The following is a 17,409-nucleotide window of genomic DNA, read 5'->3' as shown; positions in this document are numbered from 1 at the left end:
CGCTTTACCTGACCCGGAATGTCCGAACAGTTGATCCTTTCCGGCGCCCCCGAAGGCTATGACGCGGCGCTGATCGCGCGCGAGGCCGAACGCGGCCAGCCGGTCGTCCATATCGCCCGCGACGACCGGCGCATGGCCGCGATGCGCGCCGCGCTGGACTTTCTTGCGCCCGGCCTGCCGGTGCTGGATTTCCCGGCCTGGGACACGACGCCCTATGACCGCGTCTCGCCCTCGCCCGACATCCAGGCGGCGCGGATGGCGACGCTGGCCGGCCTGGCGCAGGGCGCGATCAGGGGGCCGTTCGTCCTGCTGACCACGCTGAACGCGGTGTTGCAGCGTGTGCCCGCGCGCGATCTGGTGGCGGGGGCCAGCTTTGCCGCCCGCGTGGGCGACCGGATCGACGATGCGGCGCTGCGCGATTTCCTGATCCGCATGGGGTTCGTGCAATCGCCCACCGTGACCGAACCGGGCGATTATGCGATCCGGGGTGGCATCATCGACATTTATCCGCCCGGCGATCTGGGGCCGGTGCGGCTGGATCTGTTCGGCGATGTTCTGGACGGCGCGCGGCGCTTCGATCCGGAAACCCAACGCACCACCGAAAAACTGTCCCGGATCGAGATCGCGCCCATGTCCGAGGTGATCCTGGACGAGGCGGCGATCACCCGCTTTCGGCAGAATTACCGCGCCGAGTATGGCGGCGGCACCAACGATCCGCTGTATGAGGGCGTCAGCGCAGGCCGCAAGATGGCCGGCACCGAACACTGGCTGCCGTGGTTCCACGACCGCATGGAAAGCCTGTTCGACTATCTTCCCGGCGCCTCGGTCGTGCTGGACGATCATGTCGGACAGGTGATCGACGCCCGGCGCGAGATGATCCGCGAACAGTTCGAGGCGCGTCGTGCGGCGCTGGCCGCCAAGGGCCGCGCCGATACGGTCTACAAGCCCGTGCCGCCCGACCAGATGTTCCCGACCGAGGCCGAATGGACGACATGGCTGGCCGCGCATCGGGTGTTGCGCCTGTCGGTTCTGGCGCGGCCGCCGGGGCCGGGCGTTCTGGACGCGGGCGGCCGGCCGGGGCGCAATTTCGCGCCGGAACGGCAGGCCGAACAGCTCAACCTGTTCAAGGCCTTGGCCGATCATGTGAAGGCGCTGTCGCGCGATCACCGCGTGATCCTGGCCTGTTTTTCGGACGGCGCGCGCGACCGGCTGTCGGGTCTGCTGGCCGATGAGGGGCTGACCGGCATCGCCCCGATCGCCGATCTGCGCGGCCTGCCCGACACGGCGGGCGCGGTCGGACTGGCGGTCTGGCCGCTGGATGAGGGGTTCGTGGCCGACGGGCGCGCGCTTGGGTCCATCGCGGTCATCTCGGAACAGGACGTTCTGGGCGACCGGCTGATCCGCGGCGCCAGGAAACGGCGCCGGGCCGAGAACTTCTTGCAGGACACGACCAGCCTGACGCAAGGCGATCTGGTGGTGCATGTCGAACACGGCATCGGACGCTATACCGGGTTGGAGACGATCACCGCCGCCGGGGTGCCGCATGATTGCGTGGCGCTGGAATATGCGGGCGGCGACCGGCTGTTCCTGCCGGTCGAGAATATCGAATTGCTGTCGCGCTATGGCCATGAAGAGGGTCTGCTGGACCGTCTGGGCGGCGGCGCGTGGCAGGCCCGCAAGGCGCGGCTGAAGGAACGCATCAAGCTGATCGCCGACCGGCTGATGCGCGTGGCCGCGGAACGCCTGCTGCGGCCCGCCCCGGTGCTGGAGCCCGAGGAACATGACTGGCAGGCATTCTCGGCCCGCTTTCCCTACAGCGAGACCGACGACCAGATGGCCGCCATCGAGGACGTGACCGAGGATCTGGCGGCGGGCCGGCCGATGGACCGGCTGATCGTGGGCGACGTCGGTTTCGGCAAGACCGAGGTGGCGATGCGCGCGGCCTTCATCGCCGCCTCGCAGGGGATGCAGGTGGCGGTCATCGCGCCGACCACGCTGCTGGCGCGCCAGCATTTCCGCACCTTCGCCGAACGGTTCCGCGGCACCGCGATCACCGTGCGCCCGCTGTCGCGCTTTGTCGGCACGAAGGACGCGGCGAAGACCCGCGAAGGGCTGGCCGATGGCAGCGTCGATATCGTCGTCGGCACCCATGCGGTGCTGGCCAAAAGCGTGCGGTTCAAGCATCTGGGCCTGCTGGTCATCGACGAGGAACAGCATTTCGGCGTCGCCCACAAGGAACGGCTGAAACAGTTGTGCAGCGATATCCACGTGCTCACCCTGACCGCCACGCCGATCCCGCGCACGCTGCAACTGTCGCTGACGGGCGTGCGCGACCTGTCGGTGATCGGCACGCCGCCGGTGGACCGGCTGGCGATCCGCACCTATGTCAGCGAATTCGACAGCGTGACCATCCGCGAGGCGCTGCTGCGCGAGAAATATCGCGGCGGACAAAGCTTCTTCGTGGTGCCGCGCCTGTCGGACCTGCCCGACATCGAACACTGGCTGACCGAAAACGTGCCCGAGATCAGCTATATCGTCGCCCACGGCCAGCTTGCCGCCGGCGATCTGGACACGCGCATGAACGGGTTCTACGACGGCAGCCACGACGTTCTGCTGGCCACGACCATCGTGGAATCGGGGCTGGATATTCCGACCGCGAACACCATGATCGTCTGGCGCGCCGACATGTTCGGCCTGTCGCAGCTGTATCAGATCCGCGGCCGGGTGGGGCGGTCCAAGACCCGCGCCTATTGCTATCTGACCACGAAACCGCGTCAGCCGCTGACCCCGCAGGCGATGCGGCGGCTGAAATTCCTGGGCTCGATCGACGGGCTGGGCGCGGGCTTCAACCTGGCCTCGCAGGATCTGGATCTGCGCGGCGCGGGCAATCTTCTGGGCGAGGAACAATCCGGCCATATCCGCGAAGTCGGCTTCGAGTTGTATCAGCAGATGCTGGAGGAAACCATCGCCAAGCTGAAATCGGGCGAGATCGAGGGCACCCCCGAGGATGAATGGGCGCCGCAGCTGAATCTGGGCGTGCCGGTCACGATCCCCGAAAGCTTCATCCCCGATCTGGACGTGCGGCTTGGGCTTTACCGGCGGCTGGCCGAGCTGACCACCAAGGTCGAGCTGGAGGGTTTCGCCGCCGAGCTGATCGACCGGTTCGGGCCGCTGCCGCGCGAGGTGAACACGCTGCTGCGCGTGATCCGCATCAAGGCGATGGCCAAGCGCGCCAACATCGCCCGGCTTGATGCCGGACCCAAGGGCGCGACGGTCCAGTTCCATCAGGACAAATTCCCCAACCCGGCCGGGCTGGTCGAATTCCTGACCGATCAGAACGGCATGGCCAAGGTCACCGACAACAGGATCGTGGTGCGCCGCGACTGGGCCACCGATGCCGACCGTATCAAGGGCGCATTCGCCATCGCGCGCGATCTGGCGGCAAAGGCGAAGGCCGCGGCGTGAGCGGGCGGGTCCTGTTCGACCGCGGACCGCTGCCCGGCGGCACCTTGTTTGCCGACCCCCTGACCCTGATCCGCGCCGATACGGCGGCGGGCGTCGGCCCGGCACTGGCCGCGATCGAGGCGGCGCGGGCGCGCGGCTGCTGGCTGGCCGGCTATCTCGCCTACGAGCTGGGCTATGCGCTGATCCCCCGGCTGGCGCCGCTGATGCCGCCCGACCGCCGGGTGCCGCTGATCCTGATGGGCGTGTTCGATGCCCCGCGCGCGGCGCCCGGCCTGCCCGGCGCGTCGCCCGTGTCGATCTCGGCCCCCGAACCGCTGTGGGACCGCGCGCGCTATGACACGGCCATCGCCGCGATCCACCGCCATATCGAGGCGGGCGACACCTATCAGATCAACCTGACCTTTCCGATGACGGCGCGCGTGTCGGGCGATCCGCTGGCCGTGTATGCCGCGCTGGCCGCGCGTCAGAAGGTGGGCGAGGGGGCGTTTGTCGATCTGGGCGGGCCGCCGATCCTGTCGCGCAGCCCGGAACTGTTCTTCGCCGTTGATCCCGCCCGCCGGATTCGCACCCGGCCGATGAAGGGCACGGCCGCGCGCGGGCGCAGCCCGGCCGAGGACGCGGCGGCGGCGGCGGCGCTGGCCGCGTCCGAAAAGGACCGGGCCGAGAACCTGATGATCGTCGATCTGCTGCGCAACGACATCAGCCGGGTCTGCGTGCCGGGCAGCGTGCGGGTGCCCAGCCTGTTTCACATCGAACCCTATGCGACGCTGCACCAGATGACCTCGACCGTAGAGGGCCGGCTGGCCGACGGGGTGGGGCTAGCCGATATCCTGCGCGCGCTGTTTCCCTGCGGCTCGATCACCGGCGCGCCCAAGATCCGCTCGATGCAGATCATCGCGGAGCTTGAGGGCGCGGCGCGGGGCGTCTATTGCGGGGCCATCGGGTGGGTCGACCCGGCCGGGCCGATGCGGTTCAGCGTCGCCATCCGCTCACCCGTGCTGAGCGATCCGGGCACGCTGCATCTGGGGGTCGGCGGCGGCATCACCCATGACAGCCGCAGCGGATCGGAATGGGAGGAAGCGTTGTGCAAGGCCGCATTCCTGAACCTGTCCCCGACGATCTGACGGTGATCGAGACGATGCGCGCCACACACGGGCGCATCGCGCTTTGGCCGCTGCATCTGGCGCGGCTGCGGCGCGATTGCGCGGCGGTCGGATATGACCTCGATGAGGATGCGGTGGCCCGCGCGCTGGCGCAGTTGCCGCGCGACGCGGACGTGCGGCGGGCGCGGCTGACGGTCGACCGGGCGGGGCGGGTGGCCCTGACCCACGCAAAGCTGCCTGCGAACCCGGCGCATTGGAACGTCGTCGTCTCGCCGCTGCGTCTGGACAGTTCCGATCCGTGGCTGGCGATCAAGACCTCGCACCGGCCCATCTATGACGCGGCACGGGCGGCGTTGCCGGCGGATTGTGACGAGGCGATCCTGATGAACGAACGCGGTGACATCTGCGAGGGCACGATCACCAGCCTGTTCCTGCGCCGGGGCGACCGCCTGCTGACGCCGGCGCTGTCATGCGGGGTGCTGCCGGGCGTCCTGCGCGCATCGCTGCTGGCCTCGGGCCGGGCCGAGGAGGCGGTGCTGACGCCGGGCGATCTGGAGCGGGGCGAGCTGTTTTGCGGCAACGCGCTGCGCGGGCTGATCCCCGCCCGGCTGCGCCGCGACCGGTCGATGCAGGCCGGGGAACACTGACTCGGCAAGCGCAGCGGCGCATGCCCTCGCGCCGCCGCGACCATGTGCACAACTGCCACCCGTGGCCTAAGCGGCACATGAAAAACCCCGCCGCGAACGGGTCGCGGCGGGGTCGATGCCTTGTCTGCCAGTCCGTGTTATTCGGCGGTCAGCAGCGGCGTTCTGGACTTGCCGATGCGGGGCGCGTCGGGGCCGGTGATGTCGAAGGCGGGCTTGTCGTCTTCGATCTTCACGCGCACCACGCCACCCTTGATCAGGCGGCCGAACAACAGCTCTTCGGCCAGCGGCTTCTTGATGTTTTCCTGGATCACGCGGCCAAGCGGGCGGGCGCCCATCTGGTCGTCGTAACCCTTTTCGGCCAGCCAGTCCGCGGCTTCGGGGGTCAGTTCGATATGGACGTTGCGGTCCATCAACTGCGCTTCCAGTTGCAGGACGAACTTTTCGACCACATGCACCACCACCTCGCGCGACAGCGGCGCAAAGCTGATGATCGCGTCCAGACGGTTGCGGAACTCGGGCGTGAAGGTCCGCTCGATCGCGGCCGTATCCTCGCCCTCGCGGCGGTCGCGGCCAAAGCCGATCGCGGCCTTCTGCATGTCCGAGGCCCCCGCGTTCGAGGTCATGATCAGGATCACGTTGCGGAAATCCACCTGCCGTCCGTTATGGTCGGTCAGCTTGCCGTGATCCATCACCTGCAACAGGATGTTGAAGACATCGGGATGCGCCTTCTCGATCTCGTCCAGCAGCAGCACGCAATGCGGATGCTGGTCCACCCCGTCGGTCAGAAGCCCGCCCTGATCGAAGCCGACATAGCCCGGCGGCGCGCCGATCAGGCGGCTGACGGCATGTTTCTCCATGTATTCCGACATGTCGAAACGCAGCAGCTCGACCCCAAGGGTGGTGGCCAGCTGCTTGGCGACCTCGGTCTTGCCGACGCCGGTGGGGCCGGCGAACAGATAGTTGCCGATGGGCTTTTCCGGCTCGCGCAGACCCGCCCGCGCCAGCTTGATGGCCGAGGACAGCGCCGAGATGGCGGCATCCTGACCAAAGACCACGCGCTTCAGCGAGACTTCCAGATCGCGCAGAACCTCGGCATCGTCCTTGCTGACGTTCTTGGGCGGAATCCGGGCGATCTTGGCCACGACATTCTCGATCTCTTTCGGGCTGATCGTCTTGCGCCGCTTGCTTTCCGCGACCAGATGCTGGGCCGCGCCGGCCTCGTCGATGACGTCGATGGCGCTGTCGGGCAGCTTGCGGTCGTTGATATAGCGGCTGGCCAGTTCGACCGCCGACTTGATCGCGTCATTGGTATAGCGCAATTCGTGGTGCTTTTCGAAATGCGGCTTCAGCCCCATCAGGATCTTCACCGCGTCCGAGACGGTCGGCTCGTTCACGTCGATCTTCTGGAACCGCCGGCTCAGCGCGCGGTCCTTTTCGAAATGCTGGCGGTATTCCTTGTAGGTCGTGGACCCCATGCAACGCAGCTTGCCGCCGGCCAGGGCCGGTTTCAGCAGGTTGCTGGCATCCATCGCCCCGCCCGAGGTCGCGCCGGCGCCGATGACGGTATGGATCTCGTCGATGAACAGGATCGCGTCGTCGTGGTTTTCCAGTTCCTTGACGACGGCTTTCAGCCGCTCTTCGAAATCGCCGCGATAGCGGGTGCCGGCCAGCAGCGCGCCCATGTCCAGCGAAAAGATCGTGGCGCCCGACAGCACGTCGGGGGTCTGGCCCTCGACGATCTTCTTGGCCAGACCTTCGGCGATGGCGGTCTTGCCGACGCCCGGATCGCCCACCAGCAGCGGGTTGTTCTTGCGCCGGCGGCACAGCACCTGGATGCAGCGCTCGACCTCGCCCTCGCGGCCGATCAGCGGATCGACCTCGCCCTTTTTCGACTTGGCGTTCAGATCGACGCAGAATTTCGACAGCGCCGTTTCCTCTTTCGGTTCCTGCGCGGTCTCGGCCTGCCGGGCCTCGGCGGGTTCGTCCGATCCCACGACCTTGCGGCTTTCGCTGAAGGAGGGGTTCTTGGCCACGCCATGCGCGATGAAGTTGACCGCGTCGTAACGGGTCATGTCCAGTTCCTGCAGGAAGAACGCGGCGTTCGATTCCCGTTCGGCAAAGATCGCGACCAGCACGTTCGCGCCCGTGACCTCTTGCCGGCCCGAGCTTTGGACATGGATCGCGGCGCGCTGGATCACGCGCTGAAAGGCGGCGGTCGGCACCGCCTCGGACCCTTCGACATCGGTGATCAGCGTCGAAAGATCGTCTTCGATGAATTCGACCAGCAGCTTGCGCAATTCGTCCAGATCGACATTGCAGGCGCGCATCACGCGAACCGCATCCGGTTCCTCGGTCAGCGCCAGCAACAGATGTTCCAGCGTCGCAAGCTCGTGTCGATGTTCGTTCGCCAGCGCAAGCGCCTGGTGAATGGCCTGTTCCAGAGAGGTCGAGAAACTTGGCACGGTCGTCTCCTGTCAGTCGGCTGGCGGTATGGGCATATCTAGCGGCCCACCTGCCCAGACTGTCACGATGCAGTTAAGATTTGGTGGATTGCGTCCCGCATCAAGTGCTATTTCGCCAATCCGGCACGTTTTTCCCACGATTGAGGCAGATGTGATGTCGCGCGAGGCGGATTTCAAGCGGCCGGGCGATGCAAACCGGTGCCGGTGTCGCGCGCGTTCCATCAGAATTCATCCTTCATCTTGCGCAGCCTTGCGAACACCTCGACATCCGGCGCGCCCTGCATCCCCAGGGCGTCGCGCAACTCGTTGACCCGCAGGAAGGGGTTCGTCGCACGCTCTTCCTCCAGCGTGGCGGGCGAGCAGGGGCGATGGGAATCGGCCACCGCCTCAAGACGGTCGCGCAGAGCCGCGTTGTCGGGATCGACCGACAGGGCAAAGGCGCCGTTTGCCGCGCAATAATCGTGGCCGGAACAGATCTGCGTCTCGCCGGGCAGGGCGTTCAGCCGGGTCAGGCTGTCCCACATCATCGGGGCATCGCCCTCGAACAGGCGTCCGCAGCCGATCGCCATCAGGCTGTCGGCGGTAAAGGCGCAGCCCGATTGCGGAAAATGGAAGGCGACATGGCCTACCGTGTGACCCGACACGTCGATCACGTCCACCGGCTCGCCCAGCACCGTCAGCCGCTGGCCGGGCGTCGCGGCCACGTCCAGCGGCGGCAGGCGTTCGGCATCGTTTCCGTTGCCGATCACCTGCGCGCCGGTGGCCTTGACGATTTCCGCCACGCCGTCGATATGGTCGCCGTGATGATGGGTCAGCAGGATCGCGTCCAGGGTCCATCCGCGCGCCTCAAGCTCGGTCAGGATCGGCATCGCCTCGGGGGCGTCGATCAGCGCGGTGCCGCCCTCGCCATGCAGCAGATAGGCATAGTTGTCCTTCAGACAGCGCAGCGTCACCAGTTCCAGCGGCATTGGCAAATCCTTCCCTCTGTGGTGTGGTCAGGGTGACAAAAGCCGGGCCGGGGCGCAATGCATCACGACATCGACGATCTGCGACGGTTCTATTATCAGCGTTCCCTGGGCCGCGTCGTGCAGCGGATCCTGCGCGACCGGCTGGTGACGCGCTGGCCGGCCGAACGGATGCAGGGGATGAATGTCGCCGGCTACGGCTTTGCCGCGCCGATGCTGCGCCCGTATCTGTCCAGCGCGCGGCGCATCTTTGCGCTGATGCCGGGGCCGCAGGGGGTGATGCCGTGGCCCATCGGCCAGCCCAACCGCAGCGTGCTGTGCGACGAAACTGCCTGGCCGCTGGACACGGGCAGTCTCGACCGGCTGGTGATGCTGCACGGGCTTGAGACCAGCGACCACCCGGCCGCGCTGCTGGCCGAGGCGTGGCGGGTGCTGGGGCCGGGGGGTCGGATGATCGCGATGGTGCCGAACCGCGCCGGGTTGTGGGCCGCGTCCGACCGCACGCCGTTCGGGCTGGGGCGCAGCTATACGGCCGGGCAACTGGAACATCAGATGCGCGAGGCCGGATTCGCGACCGAGTGGCACGGATCGGCGGTCTATATTCCGCCCTCGGACCGGCGCTTCTGGCTGGGCAGCGCGCAGATGTGGGAACGCACCGGCGCGCGGATCAGCCGGATGCTGATCGCGGGTGTGGTGCTGGTCGAGTTGAGCAAGCAGACGCGCACCCCGGCAGGGCGCGGGATCAAGGTGCAGGTGCCCAGCCCGCTGGAGATCCTTGAGGGTGTGGGCCTGCCGCGCCCCGGACGGGCGCCGACCGCGCGCCGCGAGGCCGCGAAAGACCTGTCCATAAGGTGAGGTGTCGCATGGGCAGGAATTCGCCTATGCTGTGACTGTGGCAAGTTTTGAATGGTGTGATGTCATGTGTGCTGTTTGCGTATCCCCGGCGTTGGAAGGCTGGCCGATCCTGGTTCTTTGTGGTGCGGGGCTTCAGCGTCGCGAAGGCGGGTTGACCGAAACGCTGCGATTCCGGCGGTTGCGGTTCGAGGTTCTGGAAACGGTTCGGGGCGCGTCGCCGGTCGGCTGGCGGTCGGAACTGCACCGGCGTGCCTGGCGGCGGGTTCTGGACGACGACCTGCCCGGCGCGATCATCATCGAGGACGGAGCCCGGCTGATGCCGGGCTTCGTGCGTTTTCTGCAATCCGGCGGCTATCTGCACGCGGATCTGACGCAGTTCTGCTATGACCGGGCGCGGGTCTGGCGGTGGGGCGGCTGCGATGCCTCGCCGGGGGTCAGGCTGCGTCCGCTGGCGGCGGGCGCGGGCCTGTCGTCGGGCTATGCGCTGTCGCAACGCGGGGCGCGGCAGCTTCTTGACGGGGCAGGGGCCGCGCAGGACCCCGAGCGTTCGCGGCAGGCGGTCTGGCCGCGCGATGTGGCCCGGCTTGACACGCTGGTCAGCCGGCCGCGTCTGGTGGCGCCGCCCGACTGGCTGGCCGACGCCGATCGCGAGGTCGCGCCGGCGATGCTGCACGGGGAACGCGATGCCGCAGCCGTGGAACGTCCGCAATCGGCGGCGGACAGGCTGCGCGGTCTTGCCCGCGGGCCGCTGAGTCGCGAATTGTCCCGCGCCGAGTTGTCGCACGGGTTCTGACACCCGATACCCGCGCCGACCTGCCGCCGCGTCCGGTCCGACCGGGGGCGGCGGCATCGCCCTGAACGCCCGGCGATGACGCAACGCGACCGCGCAGACGCCCTTGTACGCGGCTGCGATCACGAAAGAGTCGGTCGGGGCAAATCCTCTCATTTCCGTGTGCTTGCCTGTTGCCGCCCGCGAAATCACCTGCTAGAGACGCCGCAGATTTCCGGACGGCCCTCCAGACGCCGTGCGACCGCGACCCGCACCCCGCGACAGACCGGACGGATGCCCGGCCCGCCGACGGGGCTTGCGCAAACGTAAAGGATGACCGTGGCCAACTCTGTTTCCATGTCCCAGAGCATCGCCGGACGCTATGCGCAGGCTGTCTTCGACATCGTCAAGGAAGATGGGGGGCTGGACGACCTGTCCCGGCAGACCGACGACCTGAACGCGGCGCTGGACGACAGCGAGGATCTGCGCGACCTGATCTCGTCCCCGATCTATACCCGCGATCAGCAATTGCGCGCCATTTCCGCGCTGGCCGGGAAGATGGGACTGTCGCAGACGCTGGCGAACACGCTGAAACTGATGGCGCAGAACCGCCGCCTGTTCGTGCTGCCGCAGCTGGTGCGTCAGTTGCGGGCGCTGATCGCGGTGGAACGCGGCGAGATGACCGCCGATGTGACCAGCGCCATCGCCCTGTCGGACGAACAGCAGGCCCGCCTGCGCGAGACTCTGGCCGAGAAATCAGGCAAGAAGATCAAATTGAACACCCGCGTCGATGAAGGTCTCATCGGCGGCATGATTGTAAAGATGGGCTCGCAGATGATCGACTCTTCGGTCCGCTCGAAGCTCGCCTCCCTCCAGAATACTATGAAAGAGGTCGGATAATGGGAATCCAGGCAGCCGAAATTTCGGCCATCCTCAAGGATCAGATCAAGAATTTCGGTCAGGAGGCCGAGGTGGCCGAGGTTGGCCAGGTGCTGTCCGTGGGCGACGGCATCGCGCGGATCTATGGTCTCGACAAGGTGCAGGCCGGCGAGATGGTCGAATTTCCCGGCGGCGTCCGGGGCATGGTGCTGAACCTTGAAACCGACAACGTCGGCGTCGTGATCTTCGGCGACGACCGCGAGATCAAGGAAGGCGACACCGTCAAGCGGACCCGTTCCATCGTGGACGTGCCGGTGGGCAAGGCCCTGCTGGGCCGCGTCGTGGACGGTCTGGGCAACCCGATCGACGGCAAGGGTCCGATCGAAGCCACCGAGCGTCGCGTCGCCGACGTGAAGGCGCCGGGCATCATGCCGCGCAAATCGGTGCACGAGCCGATGGCGACCGGCATGAAGGCCATCGACGCGATGATTCCCGTCGGCCGCGGCCAGCGCGAACTGATCATCGGCGACCGCCAGACCGGCAAGACCGCCATTGCGCTGGACACGATCCTGAACCAGCTGAACTATAACGGCCGCGAAGACGACGGCATGAAGACGCTGCACTGCGTCTATGTCGCCGTCGGGCAGAAGCGTTCGACCGTCGCCCAGCTTGTGAAGAAGCTGGAAGAAACCGGCGCCATGGCCTATACGACCGTCGTCGCCGCGACCGCGTCGGACCCCGCGCCGATGCAGTTCCTGGCGCCTTATTCGGCCACCGCCATCGGCGAATATTTCCGCGACAACGGCATGGACGCGCTGATCATCTATGACGATCTGTCCAAGCAGGCCGTGGCTTATCGCCAGATGTCGCTGCTGCTGCGCCGTCCGCCCGGCCGCGAAGCCTATCCGGGCGACGTGTTCTATCTGCATTCGCGCCTGCTGGAGCGTTCGGCCAAGCTGAACGAAGCCAATGGCGGCGGCTCTCTGACCGCGCTGCCGATCATCGAGACGCAGGCGGGTGACGTGTCGGCCTATATTCCGACCAACGTGATTTCGATCACCGACGGCCAGATCTTCCTGGAAACCGAACTGTTCTTCCAGGGCATCCGCCCGGCGGTGAACACCGGCCTGTCGGTCAGCCGCGTCGGCTCGGCCGCCCAGACCAAGGCGATGAAATCGGTCGCGGGTCCGGTCAAGCTGGAACTGGCGCAGTATCGCGAGATGGCGGCGTTTGCGCAGTTCGGCTCGGATCTGGACGCCGCGACGCAGCGCCTGCTGAACCGCGGCGCGCGCCTGACCGAACTGATGAAGCAGCCGCAGTATTCGCCGCTGACCAACGCCGAGATCGTGATCGTTATCTATGCCGGCACCAAGGGCTATATCGACCAGGTTCCGGTGCGCGAGGTCGTGGCCTGGGAACAGGGTCTGCTGCAATATCTGCGCAACCAGAAATCGGCCCTGCTGGACGACATCACCCGTAACGACCGCAAGGTCGCCGGTGATCTGGAAGACGCGATCAAGGCGGCGCTGGACGAATACAACAAGACTCGCGCCTGAGAGGTGGAATAGATGCCCAGCCTCAAGGATCTCAAGAACCGGATCGAAAGCGTCAAGAACACGCGCAAGATCACCAAGGCGATGCAGATGGTCGCCGCGGCAAAACTGCGCCGTGCGCAGGAGGCCGCAGAGGCCGCGCGCCCCTATGCCGACCGCATGGCTGCGGTGATGGCCGGGCTGACGGCCAATTCGGCCGGCTCGGACACCGCGCCGCGGCTGCTGGCCGGGACCGGTTCGGACCAGAAACATCTGCTGGTGGTGATGACCTCGGAACGCGGTCTGGCCGGCGGCTTCAACAGCTCGATCGTCAAGCTGGCGCGCCAGCATGCCGATCGGCTGCGCGCGAACGGCAAGGAGGCGACCATCCTGACCGTCGGCAAGAAGGGGCGCGAACAGCTGAAACGCGAATACGGCAAGCTGTTCGTGAACCATGTCGATCTGTCGAACGTCAAGCGTGTCGGATACGAGAACGCGCGCGAGATCGCCGACGACGTGCTTGACCGGTTCGAAGCGGGCAATTTCGACGTCGCCACGATCTTCTACAACCGGTTCGAATCGGTGATCAGCCAGATCCCGACCGCGCGTCAGGTCATTCCGGCCGAGATTCCCGAAGGCGAAGACGCCGCCGGCGTCTCGTCGATCCACGAATACGAGCCGGGCGAGGACGCGATTCTGGCCGAATTGCTGCCACGCTCGGTCGCGACGCAGATCTTCGCGGCGCTTCTGGAAAACGCGGCCTCCGAACAGGGGGCGCGGATGACGGCCATGGACAACGCCACGCGCAACGCCGGCGACATGATCGACAGGCTGACAACCGAATACAACCGGTCCCGTCAGGCGGCGATCACCAAGGAACTCATCGAAATCATTTCGGGCGCCGAGGCGCTTTGACCGTAACGCAGAGGTGACATCATGGCAGAGGCCACTGGCAAAATCACACAGGTGATCGGCGCCGTCGTAGACGTGCAGTTCGAAGAACACCTGCCGGCGATCCTGAACGCGCTGGAAACCGACAATAACGGCAAGAAGCTGGTGCTGGAAGTGGCCCAGCACCTGGGCGAGAACACCGTTCGCACCATCGCCATGGATGCGACCGAAGGTCTGGTCCGGGGCGAGCCGGTCAGCGACACCGGCGGCCCGATCACCGTGCCGGTCGGCGACGCGACGCTTGGCCGCATCATCAACGTCGTCGGCGAGCCGGTGGACGAGGGCGAGCCGATCAACACCTCGGAAAGCCGCTCGATCCACCAGCCGGCGCCGGATTTCGCCGCGCAGGCGACCAGTTCCGAAATCCTCGTGACCGGCATCAAGGTCATCGACCTGCTGGCCCCCTACTCCAAGGGCGGCAAGATCGGCCTGTTCGGCGGCGCCGGCGTGGGCAAGACGGTTCTGATCATGGAACTGATCAACAACATCGCCAAGGTGCATTCCGGCTATTCCGTGTTCGCGGGCGTCGGGGAACGCACGCGCGAGGGCAACGACCTTTATCACGAGATGGTGGAATCGGGCGTCATCAAGCCCGACAACCTGTCCGAATCGCAGGTGGCCCTGGTCTATGGCCAGATGAACGAGCCTCCGGGGGCGCGGATGCGCGTGGCGCTGACCGGGCTGACGCTGGCCGAACAGTTCCGCGATTCCACCGGGACCGACGTGCTGTTCTTTGTGGACAACATCTTCCGCTTCACGCAGGCAGGTTCGGAAGTGTCGGCGCTGCTTGGCCGTATTCCGTCGGCCGTGGGGTATCAGCCGACGCTGGCCACCGACATGGGCGCGATGCAGGAACGCATTACCTCGACCAAGAACGGCTCGATCACCTCGATTCAGGCCGTCTATGTTCCGGCCGACGACCTGACCGACCCGGCGCCCGCCACGACCTTTGCCCACCTTGACGCCACGACCGTTCTGTCGCGTGCGATTTCGGAACTGGGCATCTATCCGGCCGTGGACCCGCTGGATTCCAACAGCCGGATCCTTGACCCCTCCATCGTGGGCGAGGAACATTACCAGGTCGCCCGCGACGTTCAGGGCATCCTGCAACGCTATAAGTCGCTGCAGGACATCATCGCCATTCTGGGCATGGACGAGCTGTCGGAAGAGGACAAGCTGACCGTGGCACGCGCGCGCAAGCTGCAGCGTTTCCTGTCGCAGCCTTTCGACGTGGCCAAGGTGTTCACCGGGTCCGACGGTGTCCAGGTGCCGCTGGAAAAGACGATCTCGTCCTTCAAGGCCGTGGTCGCCGGCGAATTCGACCACCTGCCCGAAGGCGCCTTCTACATGGTCGGCGACATCGACGATGTGAAGGCGAAAGCCGAACGTCTTGCGGCCGAAGCCGCATAAGGGGGCGAAATGGCCGATACCATGCAGTTCGACCTTGTCTCGCCGGAACGCAGCCTCGTGTCGGTTCCGGTGCGCGAGGTGCGCCTGCCGGGCACCGACGGCGACATGACCGCGATGCCGGGTCACGCGCCGACCATCGTCACGCTGCGTCCGGGGCTTGTCTCGGTCGTGGCCGAGGGCGGCGCGCAGTCCGATTTCGCCGTGACCGGCGGTTTTGCCGAGATCAACGGCGACTCCGTCAGCCTTCTGGCCGAACGCGGCCATCCCCGCGAAGAGATCACGCAAGAGATCTTCAACGAAATGATGACCGAGGCGCATCGCAAGAAGAAGGCCGCGCAGGAAAAGGCCGGTCAGCAATCGGCGGGCGAGGAATTCGTGACCGCCGCCGTCAAGCTGCTGGCCGATATGGAGGCGCTTGGCACCCATATCGGGCTGGACCCCAATCAGGCCACCGTGCCCGAGTGAACCGGACGGTCCGGATGTGACTGAAAGTGCAGGTCCCGGCAGCGATGCCGGGGCTTTTGCGTTGCGGATTCCGCATAGTAAGGTCGCCCCGCAGGAGGGTCGGATGCAGCGTTTCAGTCACAGCGCCGTCGGCGTGGCGCGCGGGGCCACGATGATGTTTTCGGCGTTTGAAACCGATGGCGAGATGTGGACCGGCGAAGGCCCCAGGGTCGAACGCCGCCGGGTCGATTTCGCCGCGCCCTTCATTGCCGCGCCGGTCGTGCATGTCTCGATCGGCATGTGGGACATCGGCGGCGACAGCAATCAGCGCGCCGACATCTCGTTCGACCGGATCACCGAAGACGGGTTCGAGATCGTGTTCCGCACCTGGGGCGATACGCGGGTCGCGCGGATCCGGGCCGAATGGCTGGCCATCGGCGCAGTCCGGCACGAGGACGATTTCGACGTCTGACGCGCTTTCCCTCAGGCGCGGTCCAGATTGACCGCGATCAGGCCCGCCACCTGTTCGGGATGGGTGATCGGCAGCATGTGGCCCGCGCCGGGCACCGTGGCGCGGCCCACATCGGGCAATCTTTCGGCCAGCGCCCCGGCGATGCGGTGGATCACCGGCGGCGATTGCTGGCCCGAGATCAGCATGACCGGCGCGTGGATCGATTCCAGCCCGCCCTTGCGCAGGATGTCGGCGCGATCCTGGGACAGGGTCGGTCCGGCGGCGGCGACCAGATGGATGCGGTCGATCATCTGCTGCTGCATCCGCGCCGGCAGATCGTCGAAATCCTGCGCGCCCCAGACGGCGACAAAGCCGCGTGCCGCCTCTTCCCGGCGTCCCTCGGACAACAATCGCTGCATCTGCCGGTCGCGCGCCTGTTCGTCCGGATCGGGGGCGGCGGCGAACAGCACCGGTTCGATCAGGGTCAGGCTGCGCACGGCCTCGGGCGCGGCGACCGCCAGGCGCAGGGCCACGGTGGCACCCATGCTGTGCCCGATCAGGTCCAGCGGCCGGGTGATGAAGCTGGCCGCGATCCGCGTGACGGCGGTGTGATAATCGGGATCGTCGGGGCCGGGCGTCCAGTCGTCGCTGCGGCCGTGGCCCGGCATGTCGAACCCCGACAGATCGACCCGCCCGCCCAGATGACCCGCAATGCCGCCCCAATAGCTGCCGCTGGCCAGCATGCAGTGCAGCGCAAGCGCCGGGCGGTCGGACTGGCCCGGCCAGTGTCGCCTGAAGATCCCGGTCACAGGCTGGCCAGATGCCGGTCCAGAAACTCCAGCCGGTCCTGTCCCCAGAACCGCTGGCCGCTGTCGCGCACGACATAGAACGGGCCGCCGAAGGCCCCGTCCGCGACCGCCTGTTCCAGATTGCGGCCATAGGTTTCGGCACCGACGAACAGCCCTTGGTCGGCCAGCGCCGGATCGAAGCCGTGCGCGCCCAGCACGTCGCGGATCACGGCGTCGTCGCTGATGTCGCGCTGTTCGGCCCAGACGGCGCGGGTGAACCCGTGGACCAGCCCGCCCAGATCGCCTCCGCCCGCCTGCTGCGCGGCGATGATCGCATAGGATGAGGGCGCCATGTTCACCGGCCAGTGCGCGGGCTTCAGGTTCAGGGGCATGTCCAGATATTCGGCCCACCGCACCAGCTCCTGCGCGCGGTATTCCATCCGGCTTGGGTGACGGTCGGCGGGGCGGATGCCGCCGGTGCGGTCGAACAGCTGCAACAGATCGACGGGCTTGTAGGTGATCGACGCGCCATGCCGGTCGGCGATCTTTTCCAGCCGCGTGCCGGCCAGATAGCTGAAGGGGCTGATGGTCCCCAGATAATAGTCGATACTGGCCATAAAGAGAGGTCCTTCTTGGTTTGCCCGCAGGCTATCGCGGTGCTAAGCCGTCCGCAATCTGACGCAACCGC

At 66.6% G+C, this 17,409-nt stretch carries 15 protein-coding genes; 11 read left to right on the top strand and 4 right to left on the bottom strand.

Annotated features, from left to right (window positions below; all coding sequences use genetic code 11):
* Nucleotides 1-18 precede the first annotated feature (18 nt).
* From mfd to JHW45_RS10535, 3 genes are read left to right on the top strand one after another with little or no spacing between them, the layout of a single operon-like run.
* A complete protein-coding gene (mfd, locus tag JHW45_RS10545) occupies nt 19-3,465 on the top strand; it encodes a transcription-repair coupling factor (protein ID WP_272857659.1) in 3,447 nt (1,148 codons plus the stop codon).
* Nucleotides 3,462-4,589: an aminodeoxychorismate synthase component I gene (locus tag JHW45_RS10540; RefSeq protein WP_272857658.1), complete on the top strand. Its 1,128-nt coding sequence runs from the start codon at nt 3,462-3,464 to the stop codon at nt 4,587-4,589. Before mfd ends, JHW45_RS10540 begins: the two co-directional genes overlap by 4 nt.
* Nucleotides 4,550-5,215: an aminotransferase class IV gene (locus JHW45_RS10535; protein WP_272857657.1), complete on the top strand. Its 666-nt coding sequence runs from the start codon at nt 4,550-4,552 to the stop codon at nt 5,213-5,215. The genes JHW45_RS10540 and JHW45_RS10535 overlap by 40 nt, the downstream gene beginning before the upstream one ends.
* A 137-nt stretch (nt 5,216-5,352) precedes the next feature.
* Here JHW45_RS10535 and clpA read toward each other — a convergent pair whose 3' ends face one another.
* Both clpA and gloB read right to left on the bottom strand, forming a co-directional pair.
* Nucleotides 5,353-7,677: an ATP-dependent Clp protease ATP-binding subunit ClpA gene (gene clpA, locus JHW45_RS10530; protein WP_272857656.1), complete on the bottom strand. Its 2,325-nt coding sequence runs from the start codon at nt 7,675-7,677 to the stop codon at nt 5,353-5,355.
* A gap of 221 nt (nt 7,678-7,898) precedes the next feature.
* The gene (gloB, locus tag JHW45_RS10525; RefSeq protein ID WP_272857655.1) at nt 7,899-8,645 is read right to left on the bottom strand and encodes a hydroxyacylglutathione hydrolase; all 747 of its coding nucleotides are present in this window, start codon (nt 8,643-8,645) and stop codon (nt 7,899-7,901) included.
* Nucleotides 8,646-8,702: 57 nt separating this feature from the next.
* Between gloB and JHW45_RS10520 the strand changes: the two genes are divergently transcribed.
* The 8 genes from JHW45_RS10520 (at nt 8,703) to JHW45_RS10485 (ending at nt 15,954) form a co-directional block, all read left to right on the top strand.
* Nucleotides 8,703-9,497 carry a class I SAM-dependent methyltransferase gene (locus JHW45_RS10520; RefSeq protein WP_272857654.1) on the top strand — a complete coding sequence of 265 codons (795 nt, stop codon included), beginning with the start codon at nt 8,703-8,705 and terminating at the stop codon, nt 9,495-9,497.
* A 151-nt stretch (nt 9,498-9,648) separates the two neighbouring features.
* Nucleotides 9,649-10,290, top strand: coding sequence for a glycosyltransferase family 25 protein (locus JHW45_RS10515; protein WP_272857653.1), 642 nt, complete (start codon nt 9,649-9,651; stop codon nt 10,288-10,290).
* A 309-nt stretch (nt 10,291-10,599) separates the two neighbouring features.
* Entirely contained in the window at nt 10,600-11,166 is a 567-nt protein-coding gene (locus tag JHW45_RS10510) for a F0F1 ATP synthase subunit delta (protein ID WP_272857652.1), read from the top strand.
* Nucleotides 11,166-12,701, top strand: coding sequence for a F0F1 ATP synthase subunit alpha (gene atpA / locus JHW45_RS10505; protein ID WP_272857651.1), 1,536 nt, complete (start codon nt 11,166-11,168; stop codon nt 12,699-12,701). Before JHW45_RS10510 ends, atpA begins: the two co-directional genes overlap by 1 nt.
* Nucleotides 12,702-12,713: 12 nt before the next feature.
* On the top strand, nt 12,714-13,592 hold the full coding sequence (locus JHW45_RS10500) for a F0F1 ATP synthase subunit gamma (protein WP_272857650.1): 879 nt from the start codon (nt 12,714-12,716) through the stop codon (nt 13,590-13,592).
* A 21-nt stretch (nt 13,593-13,613) separates the two neighbouring features.
* The gene (gene atpD / locus JHW45_RS10495) at nt 13,614-15,038 is read left to right on the top strand and encodes a F0F1 ATP synthase subunit beta (protein ID WP_272857649.1); all 1,425 of its coding nucleotides are present in this window, start codon (nt 13,614-13,616) and stop codon (nt 15,036-15,038) included.
* Between the two features lie 9 nt (nt 15,039-15,047).
* Nucleotides 15,048-15,503: a F0F1 ATP synthase subunit epsilon gene (locus tag JHW45_RS10490; protein ID WP_272857648.1), complete on the top strand. Its 456-nt coding sequence runs from the start codon at nt 15,048-15,050 to the stop codon at nt 15,501-15,503.
* A 103-nt stretch (nt 15,504-15,606) separates the two neighbouring features.
* Nucleotides 15,607-15,954 (top strand): H-type lectin domain-containing protein, encoded by a 348-nt coding sequence (locus JHW45_RS10485; protein WP_272857647.1) that lies wholly within the window; start codon nt 15,607-15,609, stop codon nt 15,952-15,954.
* Nucleotides 15,955-15,965: 11 nt separating this feature from the next.
* Here the strand turns inward: JHW45_RS10485 and JHW45_RS10480 are convergent, their stop codons facing one another.
* Nucleotides 15,966-16,742: an alpha/beta fold hydrolase gene (locus tag JHW45_RS10480; protein WP_272857646.1), complete on the bottom strand. Its 777-nt coding sequence runs from the start codon at nt 16,740-16,742 to the stop codon at nt 15,966-15,968.
* Nucleotides 16,739-17,338: a 2-hydroxychromene-2-carboxylate isomerase gene (locus tag JHW45_RS10475; RefSeq protein ID WP_272857645.1), complete on the bottom strand. Its 600-nt coding sequence runs from the start codon at nt 17,336-17,338 to the stop codon at nt 16,739-16,741. The genes JHW45_RS10480 and JHW45_RS10475 overlap by 4 nt, the downstream gene beginning before the upstream one ends.
* Nucleotides 17,339-17,409 lie beyond the last annotated feature (71 nt).

The sequence above is a fragment of the Paracoccus stylophorae genome, assembly GCF_028553765.1.
GTDB lineage: Bacteria > Pseudomonadota > Alphaproteobacteria > Rhodobacterales > Rhodobacteraceae > Paracoccus > Paracoccus stylophorae.
The sequence above is the reverse complement of the archived record's forward strand: the minus strand, read 5'-3'. Positions and strand labels throughout refer to the sequence as shown.